This window comes from Sphingomonas sp. SP4 (assembly GCF_058313375.1).
Genome location: NZ_JBZFLE010000001.1, coordinates 568,949 through 585,572 on the forward strand (window position 1 = coordinate 568,949; position 16,624 = coordinate 585,572).

Annotated in this window: 13 protein-coding genes; 6 read left to right on the forward strand and 7 right to left on the reverse strand. The window is 62.3% G+C overall.

What is annotated here, in order from left to right; translation table 11 throughout:
- The first annotated feature begins 10 nt into the window (after nt 1-10).
- Nucleotides 11-799, forward strand: coding sequence for a hypothetical protein (locus AC4GYV_RS02895; protein ID WP_491099158.1), 789 nt, complete (start codon nt 11-13; stop codon nt 797-799).
- A 95-nt stretch (nt 800-894) separates the two neighbouring features.
- On the opposite strand, the gene AC4GYV_RS02900 is transcribed toward AC4GYV_RS02895, so the two are convergent.
- The 3 genes from AC4GYV_RS02900 to AC4GYV_RS02910 all read right to left on the reverse strand — a co-directional run bounded on the left by AC4GYV_RS02900 (nt 895) and on the right by AC4GYV_RS02910 (nt 6,784).
- Complete coding sequence (locus AC4GYV_RS02900; protein ID WP_491100374.1) at nt 895-2,856, reverse strand: AAA family ATPase; 1,962 nt, start codon at nt 2,854-2,856, stop codon at nt 895-897.
- 99 nt (nt 2,857-2,955) lie between these two features.
- Nucleotides 2,956-5,982 (reverse strand): excinuclease ABC subunit UvrA, encoded by a 3,027-nt coding sequence (uvrA, locus tag AC4GYV_RS02905; protein WP_491099159.1) that lies wholly within the window; start codon nt 5,980-5,982, stop codon nt 2,956-2,958.
- A 163-nt stretch (nt 5,983-6,145) separates the two neighbouring features.
- Nucleotides 6,146-6,784, reverse strand: coding sequence for an RcnB family protein (locus tag AC4GYV_RS02910; protein ID WP_491099160.1), 639 nt, complete (start codon nt 6,782-6,784; stop codon nt 6,146-6,148).
- A 212-nt stretch (nt 6,785-6,996) separates the two neighbouring features.
- Between AC4GYV_RS02910 and AC4GYV_RS02915 the strand changes: the two genes are divergently transcribed.
- The 3 genes from AC4GYV_RS02915 (at nt 6,997) to AC4GYV_RS02925 (ending at nt 11,830) form a co-directional block, all read left to right on the forward strand.
- Nucleotides 6,997-9,057: a M13 family metallopeptidase gene (locus AC4GYV_RS02915; RefSeq protein ID WP_491099161.1), complete on the forward strand. Its 2,061-nt coding sequence runs from the start codon at nt 6,997-6,999 to the stop codon at nt 9,055-9,057.
- 122 nt (nt 9,058-9,179) lie between these two features.
- Complete coding sequence (locus tag AC4GYV_RS02920) at nt 9,180-11,240, forward strand: M13 family metallopeptidase (RefSeq protein WP_491099162.1); 2,061 nt, start codon at nt 9,180-9,182, stop codon at nt 11,238-11,240.
- A 137-nt stretch (nt 11,241-11,377) separates the two neighbouring features.
- Nucleotides 11,378-11,830 (forward strand): hypothetical protein, encoded by a 453-nt coding sequence (locus AC4GYV_RS02925; protein ID WP_491099163.1) that lies wholly within the window; start codon nt 11,378-11,380, stop codon nt 11,828-11,830.
- On the opposite strand, the gene thpR is transcribed toward AC4GYV_RS02925, so the two are convergent.
- Both thpR and AC4GYV_RS02935 read right to left on the reverse strand, forming a co-directional pair.
- Nucleotides 11,831-12,361: an RNA 2',3'-cyclic phosphodiesterase gene (thpR, locus tag AC4GYV_RS02930; RefSeq protein WP_491099164.1), complete on the reverse strand. Its 531-nt coding sequence runs from the start codon at nt 12,359-12,361 to the stop codon at nt 11,831-11,833.
- A gap of 9 nt (nt 12,362-12,370) precedes the next feature.
- A complete protein-coding gene (locus AC4GYV_RS02935; protein ID WP_491099165.1) occupies nt 12,371-12,790 on the reverse strand; it encodes an NUDIX hydrolase in 420 nt (139 codons plus the stop codon).
- A gap of 83 nt (nt 12,791-12,873) precedes the next feature.
- On the opposite strand from AC4GYV_RS02935, the gene ppk2 reads away from it, so the two are divergent.
- Nucleotides 12,874-13,719, forward strand: coding sequence for a polyphosphate kinase 2 (ppk2, locus tag AC4GYV_RS02940; protein WP_491099166.1), 846 nt, complete (start codon nt 12,874-12,876; stop codon nt 13,717-13,719).
- Nucleotides 13,720-13,730: 11 nt separating this feature from the next.
- Nucleotides 13,731-14,423 (forward strand): DUF4956 domain-containing protein, encoded by a 693-nt coding sequence (locus AC4GYV_RS02945; protein ID WP_491099167.1) that lies wholly within the window; start codon nt 13,731-13,733, stop codon nt 14,421-14,423.
- Here the strand turns inward: AC4GYV_RS02945 and AC4GYV_RS02950 are convergent, their stop codons facing one another.
- Together AC4GYV_RS02950 and AC4GYV_RS02955 are read right to left on the reverse strand one after the other, a co-directional pair.
- On the reverse strand, nt 14,424-15,464 hold the full coding sequence (locus AC4GYV_RS02950; protein ID WP_491099168.1) for a hypothetical protein: 1,041 nt from the start codon (nt 15,462-15,464) through the stop codon (nt 14,424-14,426).
- A complete protein-coding gene (locus AC4GYV_RS02955) occupies nt 15,461-16,510 on the reverse strand; it encodes a metallophosphoesterase (protein WP_491099169.1) in 1,050 nt (349 codons plus the stop codon). The genes AC4GYV_RS02950 and AC4GYV_RS02955 overlap by 4 nt, the downstream gene beginning before the upstream one ends.
- Nucleotides 16,511-16,624 lie beyond the last annotated feature (114 nt).

Genomic DNA, 16,624 nt, shown 5'->3' on the forward strand with positions numbered 1-16,624 from the left:
GGTCCGCGAAATGGGGCTAATTGTTGGGATGCAGGATCGCGTGGACGATTTCATGCGGCCCTTCACCTGCGATGAGAATGGTCAGTGGTCGTTCAAGACGAGGGACATGCTGGTCGGCTTGCCGGTTAGCGAAGCGCAAGTGAATGAGGCGGAGGAGAGCTTCCGGCTACGGTTCAAGATCGCGACGGCGCTGTCGTGGACTGTGATCCTCGGCGCGAGCGGGTGGGTGTATGTGCAAGTCCTGGTCCACGAGCGATACTGGACAGCCCTTGCCTGGTTCGCGGCGGTCTATTTCTCTTTCATATTCTACTTTTGGGCGACCATGTCGGCGACACGACTGCTTCGACGGCGGTTGCTCAACCTCAACGTCCGCAAGCTTCGGGGCGTAAAAGGCTCTAAGCCCGCGTGGGCGAACCTTCCGCCGCGCAAAGTCCTTGTTCGGCAGTTGGCGCTTTGCTGGGCGATGTTCGCCTTTTTCTCGGGCCTAAGCGCCTGGGGTTATCGGAATAACGTTCGCGCGCTGCACGGACAAACTGTGTCAGCAACTGTGATTCAGCCGACGTCCAAGCAGCAATGCCAAGTTCGGTACGCCTATGTTTGGAAGGGGCAAAGGTACGAGGACTCCTTCGTCAGCTGCCCAATCCACGAAAATCACCCGCTTGGGAGTGCCCTGGCAGTGCGCGTTGATTCCGAACGGCCTGGTCATTCGATTGAGCCAACGCAGTCACCGTGGCCAGCGGTGAGTGTCATCCCACCAATGTTGGGAGCGGTCCTGCTCGTCGCGACCCTGGCGTTGTAAGCCATCCAAGACCCTTCGGGCGGAGCCAACTTCAAGGCGCGAAGGCGACCGCCGCGCGCGACGCGTTGAACAGACTGCAGCGCGCGGCCATCGGGTCAGAGAAGCTTATTATATGCTTCAATAACCGTCTCAGCTCGCTCCAGCGTCTTAGTCACTTCAGCCGATTTGCCGTCCAAAACTTTCGGATTGCGGATCAGCCAAGCGGCCGGCGTGAAATGGTCGAATTCTTGAACGTCGGCAGGCATGACCCTGAATGCGGCTTCGGCCTTCTTTAAAAGCCGTTCCGTCGTCTCATCGGCGGAGATAAGCTTCTTTGCCGTGAGCTCATTCGTATCCTTCAGGCCATATGCTCCATTCAATATAGTTGCGAATAGATCAGGCTCGAAAATGTCCTCAATGTCGCCTTCATCTCGGCTCAGGAAGTCCGCCATCGTATAGAAGTGACCAGACTTCAGTATCTCGGATCGTTTTAGCCTCTCGATCTTAGCCTTATCGCCCTTTGCCTGGTCGGAGAGCACGGCGACGTTCAGCGCATTACCTGCGAACAGCGCCATGAACGGATGCAGCTTATCGATGCCGCCGGAAGGGCAGAGCGTCCACCGCTGATCTAAGCCACTCTTGCCCTTGCGCTTGAGGGCATCGGACAGCGCCTGGAGGTATAAGATGTCGCCGGGACCCTCGACCACCAGCGTGTTCTTACCGACGAAGAGGGACTGACTGATATCGTAGCCAAGCGCTCCTTGCAGGGGAAACAACGTGTCGGGGTCGGTGCTTAGAACATCGTCCCGAACTTTCGTTCCGATAGGGACCCGACGATTATTCTTAAGCTCAACTTGATCTTCAACGATGCGAACAGATGCAAGATGATCTGCCGGCACCATAAAGGGTGAATGGCTGGAATAAATAACCTGATGGTGCGGCGCGAGCTTTTCTTTGAAGTATCGAAGCAAGTCTGCTTGCGCCTTACCGTGAAGAGTAAGTCCCGGTTCGTCTAGCAAAAGAATGACGGGAGTCTCCTCGTCCTTAACCTGCGCGAATTTGACGAGAAACGAGAAAAACCAGACGAAGCCCGCGCTTCGCTCGGAGAACGGAGTGTCCACGCGGTGTAGGGAATTGTGAACGCGAGCTCGGGCTACGGTTCCCGTGTTGAATGGCGGTTTGTCACCCGAACGCCCTGGTTCAACCCTCACGACCACACTCAGGTCGGGGTTTTGCGTCCAGTATTCGAGGATCTGATCAGTAATGTTGTTAGATGCGCCTTGAAGCTTCGCATTGAAGGTCTCGTAGGTATCGGTAGACGTCAAATCATCAAGGGAGACTCCGGCGAATTCTAGGAAATCCAAGAATAGCCTGATCCCCTTATTGTCGTCGTCGTCTATCTGCCCGTTTGAGATTAGCTTCTGGACATGCTCAAGCTGAATAGCGCCTTCCATTCTGTCGTAAGACGAGAAGTACATGAACTTCGGAAGGTAGCTCAGTATCGCCTGATTTATCTGGTGAGTGATGCTCCCGATTGTGTCCAAATGCGCCTTGAGCTGTTCATGTTTTTCCGTCGGCGACGTCAGCGCAACAAGAGCGTCCCTGAGCTCTTGGGAGTTACCAGCAGACTTGATGACCGAGCGTTCGGAAGCGTCTAACGCAAATTTTTTATAGAGAGCCTCAATTCCGGCGGCCAAGTCCAAGCCTACTGAGACTTCCGGATTCTTGCCATAGCGGCGGAGAATATTCACTGTGTCAGACTTAAGAACGCCGGCCCCAGCCATTTGCTCGATCTGCTGACGCTCATTTGCTGTCAGTTTCCAAGTCGTGGACACCGCAACCGCTTCTTCTTTCGGGTGCTTGTCCGCGTAGCTAGTGAGGAGCCGGCGAGGGTAATCGCGCTCCTTGTCTAGACTGGCCGGCGTGGCTTCGTGGGGGTTGAGGGCAGCCAACGCCAAAAGGATTGCGCTTTTGCCGGCCTCGTTCTTGCCAACGAGGCAGGTGACCTGATCTACATCAAACCGATCGCTGTCTTCTGCTGACCGAAAATTCGTTACGTACGCTGAGATTAGTTGCATCACGCCCCCTTCGACCCGGCAATCCCCAATGTAACAAGGACGGAAGCGCGTTCAACTGGCGTTAACAAAAACGGGCAGCGACCATTGTGATGCTAGCAGCTACTTCGCCGCAACCAGCCCCAATTCATCCTCGTCGGCCGCAGCGGCTCTGCGTGCCCGCGATACCTTCTTCGGCTTTGACTCCACGACCGTCGGCTTGACCGAAGCCCGCTCCAGCAGCGGCTTCAGATATTGGCCGGTGAAGCTCTCCGGTGACGCCGCGACCGTTTCCGGCGTTCCTTCGACCACGATCCTGCCGCCGTTGACGCCTCCGCCGGGGCCGAGGTCGATGACCCAATCCGCCGTCTTGATGACGTCGAGGTTGTGTTCGATCACGACCACCGTGTTGCCCTGGTCGGCGAGGCGGTGGAGGACTTCGAGGAGCTTGCGCACGTCCTCGAAATGGAGGCCGGTGGTGGGCTCGTCGAGGATGTAGAGCGTCTTGCCGGTGGCGCGGCGGGACAGCTCCTTCGACAGCTTGACGCGCTGCGCCTCACCGCCGCTGAGCGTGGTCGCGGGCTGGCCGACCTTGACGTAGCCGAGGCCGACTTCCTTCAGCATCTCCATCTTGTCGCGGATGCCGGGGACCGCCTTGAAGAATTCCGCCGCGTCCTCGACCGTCATGTCGAGCACGTCGGCGATCGACTTGCCCTTGAACTTCACCTCCAGCGTCTCGCGGTTGTAGCGGGCGCCGTGGCAGACGTCGCAGGTGACGTAGACGTCGGGCAGGAAGTGCATCTCGATCTTCAGCAGGCCGTCGCCCTGGCACGCCTCGCATCGGCCGCCCTTGACGTTGAAGGAGAAGCGGCCGGGCTTGTAGCCGCGCGCCTGCGCCTCCGGCAGGCCGGCGAACCAGTCGCGGATCTGGGTGAAGGCGCCGGTGTAGGTCGCGGGGTTGGAACGCGGGGTGCGGCCGATCGGCGACTGGTCGATGTCGATGACCTTGTCGAGCTGCTCCAGCCCCTTGATGCCCGCGCAGGGGCCGCAGGGAATGCGCGCGCCGTTCAGCTGCCGAGCGGCGCCGGCGTAGAGCGTGTCGATCGTGAGCGAGGACTTGCCGCTGCCGCTGACCCCGGTGACGCAGGTGAAGGTGCCGAGCGGGAACTTCACGGTGACGTTCTGGAGGTTGTTGGCGGTGGCGTCCTGCACGGTGATGAACTTACCCGAGCCCTTGCGGCGGGTCTTGAGCAGCGGGATCTCGCGGCGGCCGGAGAGGTAATCGGCAGTGATGCTGTCGGTGCAGGCGAGCAGCTCTTCGAGCGTGCCCTGGCACACGACCTCGCCGCCGTGGACGCCGGCGCCCGGGCCCATGTCGATGACATGGTCGGCGTGGCGGATCGCGTCCTCGTCATGCTCGACGACGAGCACGGTGTTGCCGAGCGACTTCAGGCGCTTGAGGGTTTCGAGGAGGCGGTCGTTGTCCTTCTGGTGAAGGCCGATGGACGGCTCGTCAAGGACGTAGAGGACGCCGGAGAGGCCTGAGCCGATCTGCGAGGCGAGGCGGATGCGCTGGCTCTCGCCGCCGGAGAGCGTGCCGCTGGTGCGGTCGAGGTGGAGATAGTCGAGGCCGACATTGTGGAGGAAGCCGAGGCGCTCGTTGATCTCCTTGAGGATGACGTGCGCGATCGCCTGCTGCGTGGCGGTGAGCTTGGCTTCGAGGCTGCCGAACCAGGCGAAGGCGTCGGCGACGCTGCGGCGGGTGGACATGGAGATGTCTTCGCCGGCGATCTTCACCGCCAGCGCTTCGGGGCGGAGGCGGGCGCCGTGGCAGACTTCGCACGGGCGGCTGCCCTGGTAGCGGCTGAGCTCCTCCCGCATCCACGCGGACTCGGTGGTCTGCATGCGGCGGTTGAGGTTGCCGATGACGCCTTCGAACGGCTTCTTCACCTCATAGCTGCGCTTGCCGTCGATGAAGCGGAGGGTGACGGGCTTGCCGCCGGTGCCGTGGAGGATGACGCGGCGTGCTTCCTCCGGCAGGTTGCGCCATTCGGTGTCGAGGTCGAAGCCGTAGGCGCGGGCGAGGCTGGCCAGCACCTGCATGTAATAAGGGCTTGGCGGCTGCGACTTGGCCCAGGGGACGACGGCGCCCTTCTTCAGGCTGAGGTTGTGGTTGGGGACGACGAGGTCCTCGTCGAACACGAGCTTCTCGCCGAGGCCGTCGCAGGCCGGGCAGGCGCCCTGCGGCGCGTTGAAGGAGAAGAGGCGCGGCTCGATCTCGGCGATGGTGAAGCCGCTAACGGGGCAGGCGAACTTCTCGGAGAAGATGATGCGGCCGGGAGGCGCGTTGTCGGCGAGGATCTCGCGGTCGGCGGCCTTCTTGAGCACCTTGGCGACGCCGACATTCTCGGCGCCGGGCGGATCCTGCGGCGGATCGGCGGGGTCGAGGTAGGCGAGGCCCTCGGCGAGCTTCAGCGCGGTCTCGAAGCTGTCGGCGAGGCGCGGCTCGATGCCTTCGCGCACGACGATGCGGTCGACGACGACCTCGATGTCGTGCTTGTACTTCTTGTCGAGCGCCGGCGCCTCTTCGATGGCGTAGAACTGGCCGTCGATGCGGACGCGGGTGAAGCCCGCCTTCTGCCACTCGGCAAGCTCCTTGCGGTACTCGCCCTTGCGGCCGCGGACGACAGGCGCGAGCAGGTAATGGCGGCTGCCTTCGGGGAGGGCCATCACGCGGTCGACCATCTGGCTGACCTGCTGCGCCTCGATCGGCAGGCCGGTGGCGGGCGAATAGGGGATGCCGACGCGCGCCCAGAGCAGACGCATGTAGTCGTAGATCTCGGTAACGGTGGCGACGGTGGAGCGCGGGTTCCGGCTCGTGGTCTTCTGTTCGATCGAAATGGCCGGCGAGAGGCCGTCGATATGCTCGACGTCCGGCTTCTGCATCATCTCGAGGAACTGGCGCGCGTAGGCGCTGAGGCTCTCGACGTAGCGGCGCTGGCCCTCGGCGTAGATCGTGTCGAAGGCGAGCGACGACTTGCCCGAACCGGACAGGCCCGTGATGACGGTCAGGCTCTCGCGCGGGATATCCACGTCGACGGCCTTCAGATTGTGTTCGCGCGCACCACGGACGCTTATGTGGGTCAGCATACGGTACACCTAAGCTGACGAATATGTGTCATCATCGGATCGGCTTCGTTCCGTTTATGTTCTTGTTACGTGAGGGGGCACGCGAGGTCAACGCGGGCATCAGCAATATGGGTGCGCGCGTTGGAATTGCGAGTCTGATGGGCCGCCCTGCGAGGCGACGGGCTTAGCCGAAGACGCCGTACCTCACGTCCACGACGCGGCCGGTGCCGATCTGCACGAGCATCAGGTCCGAACCGTAGCGGACCCATTGGTAGCCGGCCATCGGCGCCGCCAGGCCGAGCGCCCCCCAGCCCGAGTAGTAATAAGCCGAGGTCAGGAACGGGCGTGGCATGATGTAACCCACCGGCCGGCGCACATACGCATAGCCGTGCGGCCAGGCATAACGTCCCGCGTAGACCCGCGTCCCGCCCCAGGTGTTGCCGTTCCAGTGCACGTTGCGATTGACGTTCACGTTTCGGTTCACGTTCGTGTTGCGATTGACGTTCCGGTTTACGTTCCGATTGGTGTTCTTGTGCACGTTCCGGTTGGTGTTCCGGCTCGCATTCGCCTGCCGGTTATAGTTGCCGCTATGGTTCCTCTGCGCCGTCTGATTACGGTTGGCGCTGGACCGGTTGGCAGTTTGATGACTGGCGTGCTGACGGTGAGTTGTTTGGGCGCGACCACCTGCCTGAGCGCGCCCGCTGGCATGTGCTCCCCCGCCGCCACCGGCGCGGCCGCCCCGCTGCGCGAGCGCGTCAGTCGCTGAACCGGCGAGAAGCGCCAGGAGCAAGAATTTGGCGATCCGTTGCGTTTTGCTAGCCATGTCGACCTCCGCAGAAAGGCCTCCGCTAGTCCTCGGTCGGGCGGCACGACATCAGGACAAATCCCCTGAAATCCAAAAATGCGATGACCCGCGGGGGTGGTGGACGAACTCTGCAATTGATCGACCGCCGAGGTGGCTTGGTCGATGCGCAGTGGTTGTGCGGCGGGCCAGAGGCAAGGTAGCGTTCGCAATCAATCATTTGGGGGCAGATGATGGCTTATTTCTTCAATCGCGGCACGGCTCGCCTGGCGGCCGCTTTTCTTGCAGGCAGCGCGCTCTACGTTGCGCCTTCTGCGGCGCAGCAGGTCATGTCGGGCAGCATTCCCGAGGCCGGCGCTGCGCCGTCAGTGGTTCACTTCGGCACCTGGGGCGTCGACATCTCCACGCGCGACCTGTCGGTCCGACCCGGAGACGACTTCCAGCGCTATGCCAGCGGCAAGTGGATGGATACGCACGAGATCCCCGCCGACAAGCCGGGGAATGGCGTTGGCTCCGAGCTCAACGACCGCAATCAGGAGCAGCTGCGCGCGATCGTAATGAGCTCGCCGAAGGACAGCCAACTCGGCGCCTTTTACGCGAGTTACATGGATGAGGCGCGGCTGGAGCAGCTCGATGCCGCGCCGCTCAAGGCGGACCTCGCGCGCGTCGATGAAATCAAGACCAAGGCGCAGTTTACGCACTACATGGCGCAGACCTTCGGCGACTATGGCTCGACGATCTTCGGGCTCGGCACGATCCCGGATCCGGCCAACCCCAAGATCAACATCGCTTATATCGGCACAACCGGGCTCGGTATGCCGGACCGCGATTACTACCTGCTGCCCAAGTACAAGCCGCAGAGGGACGCTTATCGCGCCTACATCCAGCGCACGTTCGAACTGATCGGCGAGCCGCACCCAACGGCGGCGACCGAGAAGGTGATGGCGTTCGAGACGGAGATTGCGAAGCTGTCGTGGCCGCAGGCGGACCTCCGCGATCTGGACAAGCTCAACAATCCAATGTCGCTGGCGCAGCTCAAGAAATATGCGCCGCAATTCGACTGGGCCGCCTATCTTGGCGACACCAAGGTGATTTCGCCGCACATGCTGGTCGCCGACAATACGGCCATCCAGAAGATGGCGGCGCTCTATGCCAAGACGCCGCTGGACACGCTCAAGACCTGGCAGAAGTTCAAGGTGACGAACGATGCGTCGAACTATCTTTCGAAGCGCTTCGTCGACAGCAAATTCGAATATGCGAAGACGCTGACCGGCCAGAAGGAACTGCGTCCGCGCTGGCGCCGCGGCATCGCCGAAGTCGACGGGCGCCTGGGTGAGCTGCTCGGCAAGACTTACGTCGACCGCTACTTTCCAGCCCAGTCCAAGACCATGATGGAAGAATTGGTCGCCAACCTGAAGAAGGCGGCCGCGCAGCGTATCCAGGAAAACAGCTGGATGTCGCAAGCCACCAAAAAGGCGGCGCTCATCAAGCTTGCCAAGATGGACGTGATGGTCGGCTATCCCGACAAGTTCCGCGACTATTCAAAGCTCGAACTCAAGAGCGACGACCTTTACGGCAACATCAAGCGCAGCGCGCTCTTCGAATGGAACTACCAGCTCGAGGATCTCAACAAGCCGGTCGATCGCAAGAAGTGGGCGATGAGTCCGGCGACGGTCGACGCGTACAACGGCGGGCTTGAGAACAAGATCGTTTTCCCGGCCGGCATCTTGCAGCCGCCATTCTTCGATCCGACCGCCGACCCCGCAGTGAACTATGGCGCGGCGGGCGCGATCATCGGTCACGAGATCATGCACGGCTTCGACGACCAGGGCCGCAAGATCGACGAGAATGGGGGCTTGCGCGACTGGTGGACGAAGGAAGACGCCGCGCGCTTCAAGGCGCTGACCGACGAACTCGGCAAGCAATATTCGTCCTACGAAGCGGCGCCGGGCGTGTTCATCAACGGCTCGCTGACGATGGGCGAGAATATCGGCGACATGTCCGGGCTGGAGGTCGCTTACACTGCCTACAAGATGTCGCTGAACGGCAAGCCCGCCCGGGTGATCGACGGTCTGACCGGCGACCAGCGCTTCTTTCTGTCGTTCGCGCAGGCGTGGCGCGGCAAGCAGCGGGACGATGCGATCAAGACGCAGGTCGCGTCCGATCCGCACAGCCCGCGCCGCTATCGCGTCATTGGGCCGCTGCGAAACCTCGATGCCTGGTACCAGGCCTTCGGGATCACGCCGGATTCGAAATTCTACGTGCCGCCGGACAAGCGCGTCCGCATCTGGTGAGCCGTTGAAACCACAGCCGGGAGTTCGTCGACGGATTCCCGACGCTTGTCGATCAGCGTTGGCTGGACTCTGGCGCATGAGTGCACCAGAGTGCGCATCTCATTGCTTTAGCGGGGAATTTCATGCGGAATCAGTATGTTCACGCGTTTATGCGCGCGGCAGGCGTCATGCTCGTCGCGTCGTCGGCCTTGGTGCCAGTCAGCGTTCTTGCCCAGACGGCGCCAGCTGCAGCCACGGCGAGCGTCGCTCCGGCGAAGCCGCGCCTCGGCACCTGGGGCATCGACCTGACGGCACGCGACCCATCGGTGAAACCGGGGGACGACTTCCAGAAATTTGCGTCCGGCAATTGGCTCGCGAAGACGCAGATCCCCGCCGACAAGCCCGAAGCCGGTTCGTTCTACGACGTCTATGACCTGACGCAGGAACAGCTGAAATCGCTGATCACCAGCGCCCCGGCGAGCAGCAAATATGGCGCCATGTACCAGAGCATGATGGACGAGGCCCGGGTCGAGGCGCTCGGTATCACGCCGCTGAAGCAGGACCTCGCGACCGTCGCGGCGATCAAGACCAAGACCGACATGGCCCGGCACATGGGCATCACCGACGGCACGTTCGGAAGCTCGATCTTCTCGTTCCATCTGGAGCCGGACACCGCCGACGCGACGATCAACGCGCTGAACCTCAATCAGAGTGGGCTCGGCCTGCCGAACCGCGAATATTATCTGAAGCCCGAGTTCAAGAAGCAGCGCGATGCCTATCGCGCCTATGTCGAGCGGACCTTCAAGGCGATCGGCCAGCCGAACCCGGCCGCCGCCGCGAACCGCGTGATGGCCTTCGAGACGGCCATTGCGCAGAAGAGCTGGGCTAGCGCGGATCGTCGCGACATCGACAAGACCAACAATCCGATGAGCACGGCCCAGCTGGAGAAATATGCTCCGGGCTTCGAGTGGGCTGCCTTCCTCGAAGCGGCAAAAATCCCGGCTCAGAAGCGGATGATCGTCAACGAGAAGACCGCAATCCGTGATCTTGCAGCGATCTATGCGAAGACGCCGCTGTCGACGCTGAAAGAGTGGGAAGCGTTCCACACTGCCGACCAGGCGGCCCCCTATCTCAACAAGGCGATGGTCGACAGCCGGTTCGACTACGTGAAGACGATCAGCGGCGTCACGGAGCAGCGCCCGCGGTGGAAGCGTGCGGTGACCCTCGTCGACGGCCAGCTCGGCGAGCTGGTTGGGCAGGATTACGTCCAACGCTATTTCCCGCCGGCATCCAAGGCCAAGATGGTGGAGCTGGTTGCCAACGTGAAGGCAGCCATGGCTGCACGTATCGAAGGCAATAGCTGGATGAGCGCCCCGACCAAGAAGGCAGCCCTCGAGAAGCTGTCGAAGATGGAAGTCATGGTCGGCTATCCGGACAAGTTCCGCGACTATAGCGCTCTCGAGATCAAGGCCGACGACCTGTACGGCAACGTGAAGCGGGCGAGCCGGTTCAACGCCGACTACGAGATGGAAGATCTCGGCAAGCCCGTGAACCGCAAGAAGTGGGGCATGAACCCGCAGGAAGTGAACGCCTATAACGGCGGCGGCGAGAACAAGATCGTCTTCCCGGCCGGCATCCTCCAGGCGCCGTTCTTCGACCCTGCAGCGGACGACGCGGTGAACTATGGCGGAATCGCCGCGGTGATCGGCCATGAGATCAGCCACGGCTTCGACGATCAGGGCCGCAAGATCGATGCCAGCGGCAACGTCCGTGACTGGTGGACTGCGGAAGACGGCAAGCGCTTCGATGCCGAGGCCAAGGTGTTCGGCGACCAGTACGCCAAGTTCGAGGCGGCGCCCGGAGCGTTCGTGAACCCGCAGCTGACGATGGGCGAGAACATCGCCGATTTCGCCGGCATCCAGGTCGCGCTCGACGCCTACCACCGCTCGCTAGGCGGCAAGCCGGCACCGGTGATCGACGGCCTCACCGGCGACCAGCGCTTCTTCCTCGCCTACGCGCAGGTGTGGCGGGAGAAGCAGCGTGAGGACACCGCGCGCAGCCAGGTCACGACCGACCCACACAGCCCCGGCCGCTTCCGCGTGCTCGGCCCGATCCGCAACGTGCAGGCCTGGTACGACGCCTTCGGCATCACGCCGCAGAGCACAATGTACATTCCGCCCGAGAAACGCGCCCACATCTGGTGAGCTGCCGGAGATGAGCGCCAGGGGGAGCTGCCGAAAGGCGGCTCCCCTTTTCGTTTGGGCGATGCGGCTTTTTCCGAGCCGGACATTGGTGAGACACCCGATGTTTCGCGACACGCCGGGAGAGCATCCTTTGCGGCATGGCTCGGTGGATCAATCCGGCGTTGGTCGCGATTTGCGTGGTTGCTACGCTGGCGACCCCTTCACCGACATGGCACGCTAATACGGAGCACCGAATCCGCGGTTATTTCGTTCCGGCATCGGACGCCGGCGACCTAATGCCGTTGCTGTCCGATGGGGGGCCGACTGTCCTTCTCCGAGACCATTCGCATCGAACCGACAACAAGGACTGGATGAAGTTCGATCGCGACGCGTGCGGGACGTTGCAGCGCGTGGACAATCGCCGCTCGCTGCTGCGGTTCAGCGCGTTCGATGACGAGGACTTCGAGGACGATCCTTCGATCCAGGGACGGCTTATGGTCGGCCAATGGCTGTCGACGCACCCTGAGATTGCGGCGATCAGCGACGGCGTCGACAAGGACTGCCTGTCGCCGATGGACATCGACTACGAGGACACCGCGAACGTTGCGTAATCAGAGGGGGTAGGAGGCGACCTCTTCATAGTGGGCGCCGTGCCGCGAGAGGCGGCTTTCGAAAAGGATGAACCTGTCGACTTCGAACGGTTCGGAAGCGAGGCCACGCGTGCGGTCTATGTAGTCGGCGACCTCGCGGGAGCGCCGTCCTTTCCAGCGGGCGAGGGTTATGTGCGGGTGGTAGGCCCGGCGCTCGGGCTCGAGCCCGACCTGCTGGCAGACGCGCTCGATCTTGGCGGCGAGGGCCGCGAGCGGTTCCTTGGGTTCGACGCCGGCCCAGAGCGCGCCTGAGCTGCGCTGCTCGAAGCGGCCGACGCCGCTGATGCGCAGGGTAAAGGGGGCGGAATGGATACGGCTGAGTGCGTCGGCGAGATCGTTTGCAACGGGCCTGTCGACTTCGCCGATGAAGCGCAGGGTGATGTGCAGCTGCTCGTCATCCTGCCAACGGAAGTCGGCGCTGTCGTCCATCGCGTCGATCAGCAGGTCGCTTATCGGCTCAGGGGGGCGGATGGCGACGAACAAGCGGTGCATGGTCGGATTTTAGATCGTGCCCCTCGTGGATGCGAGCCATCGCGCGGCGATGGGAGAGAGGTCGCTTGGCAGGTCGTCCGCTGCGGCCTCCATGACCCGTTCGACTTCCCAGGACCAGCGCCGCGGCTGGTAGCGGACTTCGTCGACAATCAGCAGTTCGGAGGAAACTTTCCGGACATTCCCGTGCGAGGTCATGCCGATCTCCTCACGCAGCTCGCGAAGCGCGGCTTCCGCAGGATCCTCGCTTTCATCTCGGCCGCCGCCAGGTAATCGCCAACCGCTGGCATAACGGAGCTTCACGAGCACAATCTTCAGCTCCGGAGTCAGAGCGACCGCGTGCACGCCGGGTCTGCTCCGGGCGCGCCGCTTGAACAGCGAGAAGCCGGCGGTGAGAATTGATCGGAGGGCGCTGTTGATGAGTCTCTGCACGCCTTGCTGACTCTCCGGCGGCGGCGGGAGTTCCAATCCGGAATTCGCCGTGTACAGTTGTTGCATTGCAGCGGGGGCCGGCAATGAGCGGCAAGAGCGTTCTCAGCGACGACGAATATGACGATCTCCTGAAACCTTTGGCGCGAGAGCTCAGCGCCATGGCGCGCTGGGTGTCCGAGACCAAGCAGCGGATGGTGATCGTGTTCGAGGGACGCGATACGGCCGGCAAGGGCGGGTCGATCGACATGTTCGCCCACGTGCTCAATCCGCGCCAGTGCCGCGTGGTCGCGCTTCCGACGCCGACCGAGCGCGAGAAGACGCAATGGTATTTCCAGCGTTACGTCGAGCACTTCCCGGCCGAGGGCGAGATCGTGCTGTTCGACCGCAGCTGGTACAACCGCGCGGGCGTCGAGAAAGTGATGGGCTTCTGCACGCCCGAGCAGGCCGAGGCATTCCTGCGTGCGGTGCCGGAGTTCGAGCGGCAGTTCACCAACGATGGTATCCTGTTCTTCAAATATTGGCTGTGCTGCGATCAGGAGGTGCAGGAAGAGCGGTTCCAGAACCGGCTCGAAAATCCGATGAAGCGCTGGAAGCTGTCGCCGATCGATATCCAGGCGCGCAAGCATTACGACGACTACACGGATGCGCGCGAGCATATGCTTAAGGCGACGCACACCGATTTCGCGCCGTGGACGCTGGTCGACTTCAACGACCAGCCGGTTGGGCGACTGACATTGCTGCGCGACTTGCTCGACCGGGTGCCGGATACGGAGCTTCCGCTCGACGACATCGCCTGGCCGCCGCTGCCGCATGAGCCTTCAAAGGAACATTATGGCGTCCTGAAGCCGATCCCGTCCTACGACGTGAAGGACGCCGAAAAGGACGACGATCACAAGCATCACCATAAGCACAAGCATCACGAGCATTGAGGGGGTAGGGCATGCGCGGGCTGAAGCTGCTGGCAAAGCTTACGATCTATTATGCCGTCATCGCGATCGTCGTGTTCGCGATGATCAGGATCTGGCCGGAAGCCAGGAACTGGCTGCCAGTCGGCGGTGTCGAGCAGCTGATTTCGCAGCCGGCAAAGAACCCCTTGGAGGCGAGCGAGGTTGCGCGCGCGGCGCACGTCAACAATCTCGGCCAGAGCCTCTTTTGGCTGAGCGTTGCGCTGATTTCAGCACTGCTGCTCTCGCTTCCCGTGAGCTGGGTCTACATGGGGATCCGCAACGATGACGAATACGACCAGTCGCTGATCAACACGATCATCGTCCTGCCAATGGTCGTCACCGGCATCGTGATCATCGTGCAGAATTCGCTGGCTCTCGCATTCTCTCTGGCAGGTATCGCGGGCGCCGTCAGGTTCCGCAATTCGCTGAAGAGCTCAGGCGATGCGCTGTTCATCTTGCTTGCGGTGGCGATCGGGCTTTCATCCGGCATTGGCGCGGTCGAGCTTGCGGCGCTCGTCACGATCGCTTTCAGCTACACGTTCGTCGCCTTGTGGATGACCGAATATGGCGAGCGGGCCGGAATGAAGCGCTTCCTCAGCGACTACGATCCAAACACCCATCCAGAGCCGCCGCCAGCTGCGGTCGCCGTCGCTGCGGTTGTCGTGGAGGAGGCGAAGAAGCCCTGATCAGGGCTGCTTGCCGACACAGCGATTGAGGACTTTCGAGTTGACGTCGGCGTCACTGCCGATGTCGGCGAAAAAGCGGCCGAGATAGGCGGCTGCCTTCTGCTGGCTTGCGGCGTCCAGACCAGGAACCCGCGACAGCACGCCGATGATTTGCGCTTGATCCCTCCGCATCTGCCCGGCGGTGGCCGTGACGTCCGAATTGTGCATGCAATAGCCGCGGTAGAAGCGCTGCTTCACGTCGGCGATATCGAGCTCGCCGGGTGGCGTTGCATACGGCGCGTTCACCAGCCCGGAGAAGTCGAAGTCATAGGGGACCGGTATGGTCTGGCCGGGCGCGCCGACGCCGATCAACTCCGCATTGTGGCAGCAGTCCTTGCCGACGGGCCCCGCGCGCATCGACCAGTCATGGTTGCCGATCATATGCTCGAACAAAGCGTAACGGGCAGCGTCAGGCGGGCTTAACCAGTTGAACGGAATGCGATCGCCGGCGTGGACCTGCTTCATGCCGTTGCGGTGCGCGACATCGTCCAAGTCTTCGAGGAAGAAGCCGACCTGCGACGTGACGGGCTTTCCGTCCGCTTCCTTGTAGTCGATGTTGGCTAGCTTCGCCCGAAAGCTCTTCGGCGTCAGCAGGTTGTACATCTGGTAGGCGGAATATTCGAGCAGCACATATTGCCGGAACGCAGCGTTGTTGTGGCAGTGCGTGATGAGCTTGAGCTTCTTTTGCCCGGCGAAGATCGAGTTGGCAGGAGGCGGCGTCGTAAAATCGACGCGGAGCGGCGGGAAGTCGCAGACTTCCGACGTACGTCGCGTGATTCCTCGCAGTTGAAGCGTGATCGGAAGCGCCTGCCCATCGGGGCCGGTGAGCGTCCCCGGCACTTTTCCTTCGAACTGGCGATTGCTGATCAGGGTCTTGAGCGGCGCCTGAATCGCGATGCGGATCGGGTCGGACGACGCGAACAGCGGCTTCTCCGCGGCTCTCGCGGGACCAACCATCGCAAACAGAAGGCCGGCGAACGCTGGGAACAGCTTCAACTTCATTGAGCCGGCCTCGGCACGCTGTGCGGCGTCACCTGATCGCCCACGATCTCCAGCCAGCTGAGCTGGCCGTTGTAGTAGCGCGAGTTGCCCGTATCGACGCGCACCAGCTTGCCGTCATTGGTGATCGAGATGCCCGTGAGGATTGGCGTGTGACCGATGATGATCCGCTTGGCGCCATACGCTGCGAGGATTGTAGCTAGCTCCTGATCGATGGTCGGGCGCGGCTTGGCGGTTGCGTTCGGCGCGTTGGCGCGCTCTGCCTCGGCGTCCGCGTCCTTGCCGACCAGCCCGCGATACCAGAGCGGTCCGAGCGGATCGGTAAGGATCGATTTCGGGCTGTCGTCGCCCGCGGCCATCGCAGCTGCTACCCGCCGATTGAGCTCGTCGATGCTTGTAGCCGACATTTCGGCGCTTATGCCGCCGTGGGCGAAGAGCGTGTCACCGACCTTCACGACGGCCGGATTGCGCGTGGCCCACTGGCCGTATTCGCCTGAAGGCGACCATGCGAGCTTATGCTCGACCCAGCCGAGCGGTGTGACGGCGAGCCACTGCTGGCGGATCGCGTCATCGGTGAGCTTCGGATCCTTGGCGCGGTAGGCGGCTTCGATCGCGGCCTTGTTGAGGGCGAAGATACGGTCCCGCCGGGCGGCGGACTGAGCATCGGCAAAGGCGGCATATTCGCCCGGTGTCGTGTAGCGGAAGTCACCGAGCAGGTTCATCGCCTCGTGATTGCCGAGAACCACGATGACCTTTCCACCCTTGCGCGGCGCTTCCTTTTGCAGCTGCTGCAGGCTTTTGACGATGAGGAGCGAGTTGGGCTGGCGATCGAGAATGTCGCCGAGCTGGACAAGCGTCGTCTTGCCGCCGGTCCAGTGCCCGCGCGTATCGATCAGCCCCGCCGCTTGGGCAATCGCTTGCCACGCCTCGAAGTCCCCGTGGAGGTCTCCGACAGCCACAATGCGTGAGGGTGCTGCCATTGCAGGCGCGCCAAGAGCCAGGGCGAAAAGCAGCGCCATGAGGCATGCAAGCCGTCGAACCAAAGCCATCGGTCCCCCTCGATCGACGAGGTCCGCACTGTCGCACCGAAGGGGCGGAACGGCAATGCCGTTAATCTCCCGTTTGGGACGCGTCGACCAACGTGCGGCTGCTATCGACTGGTT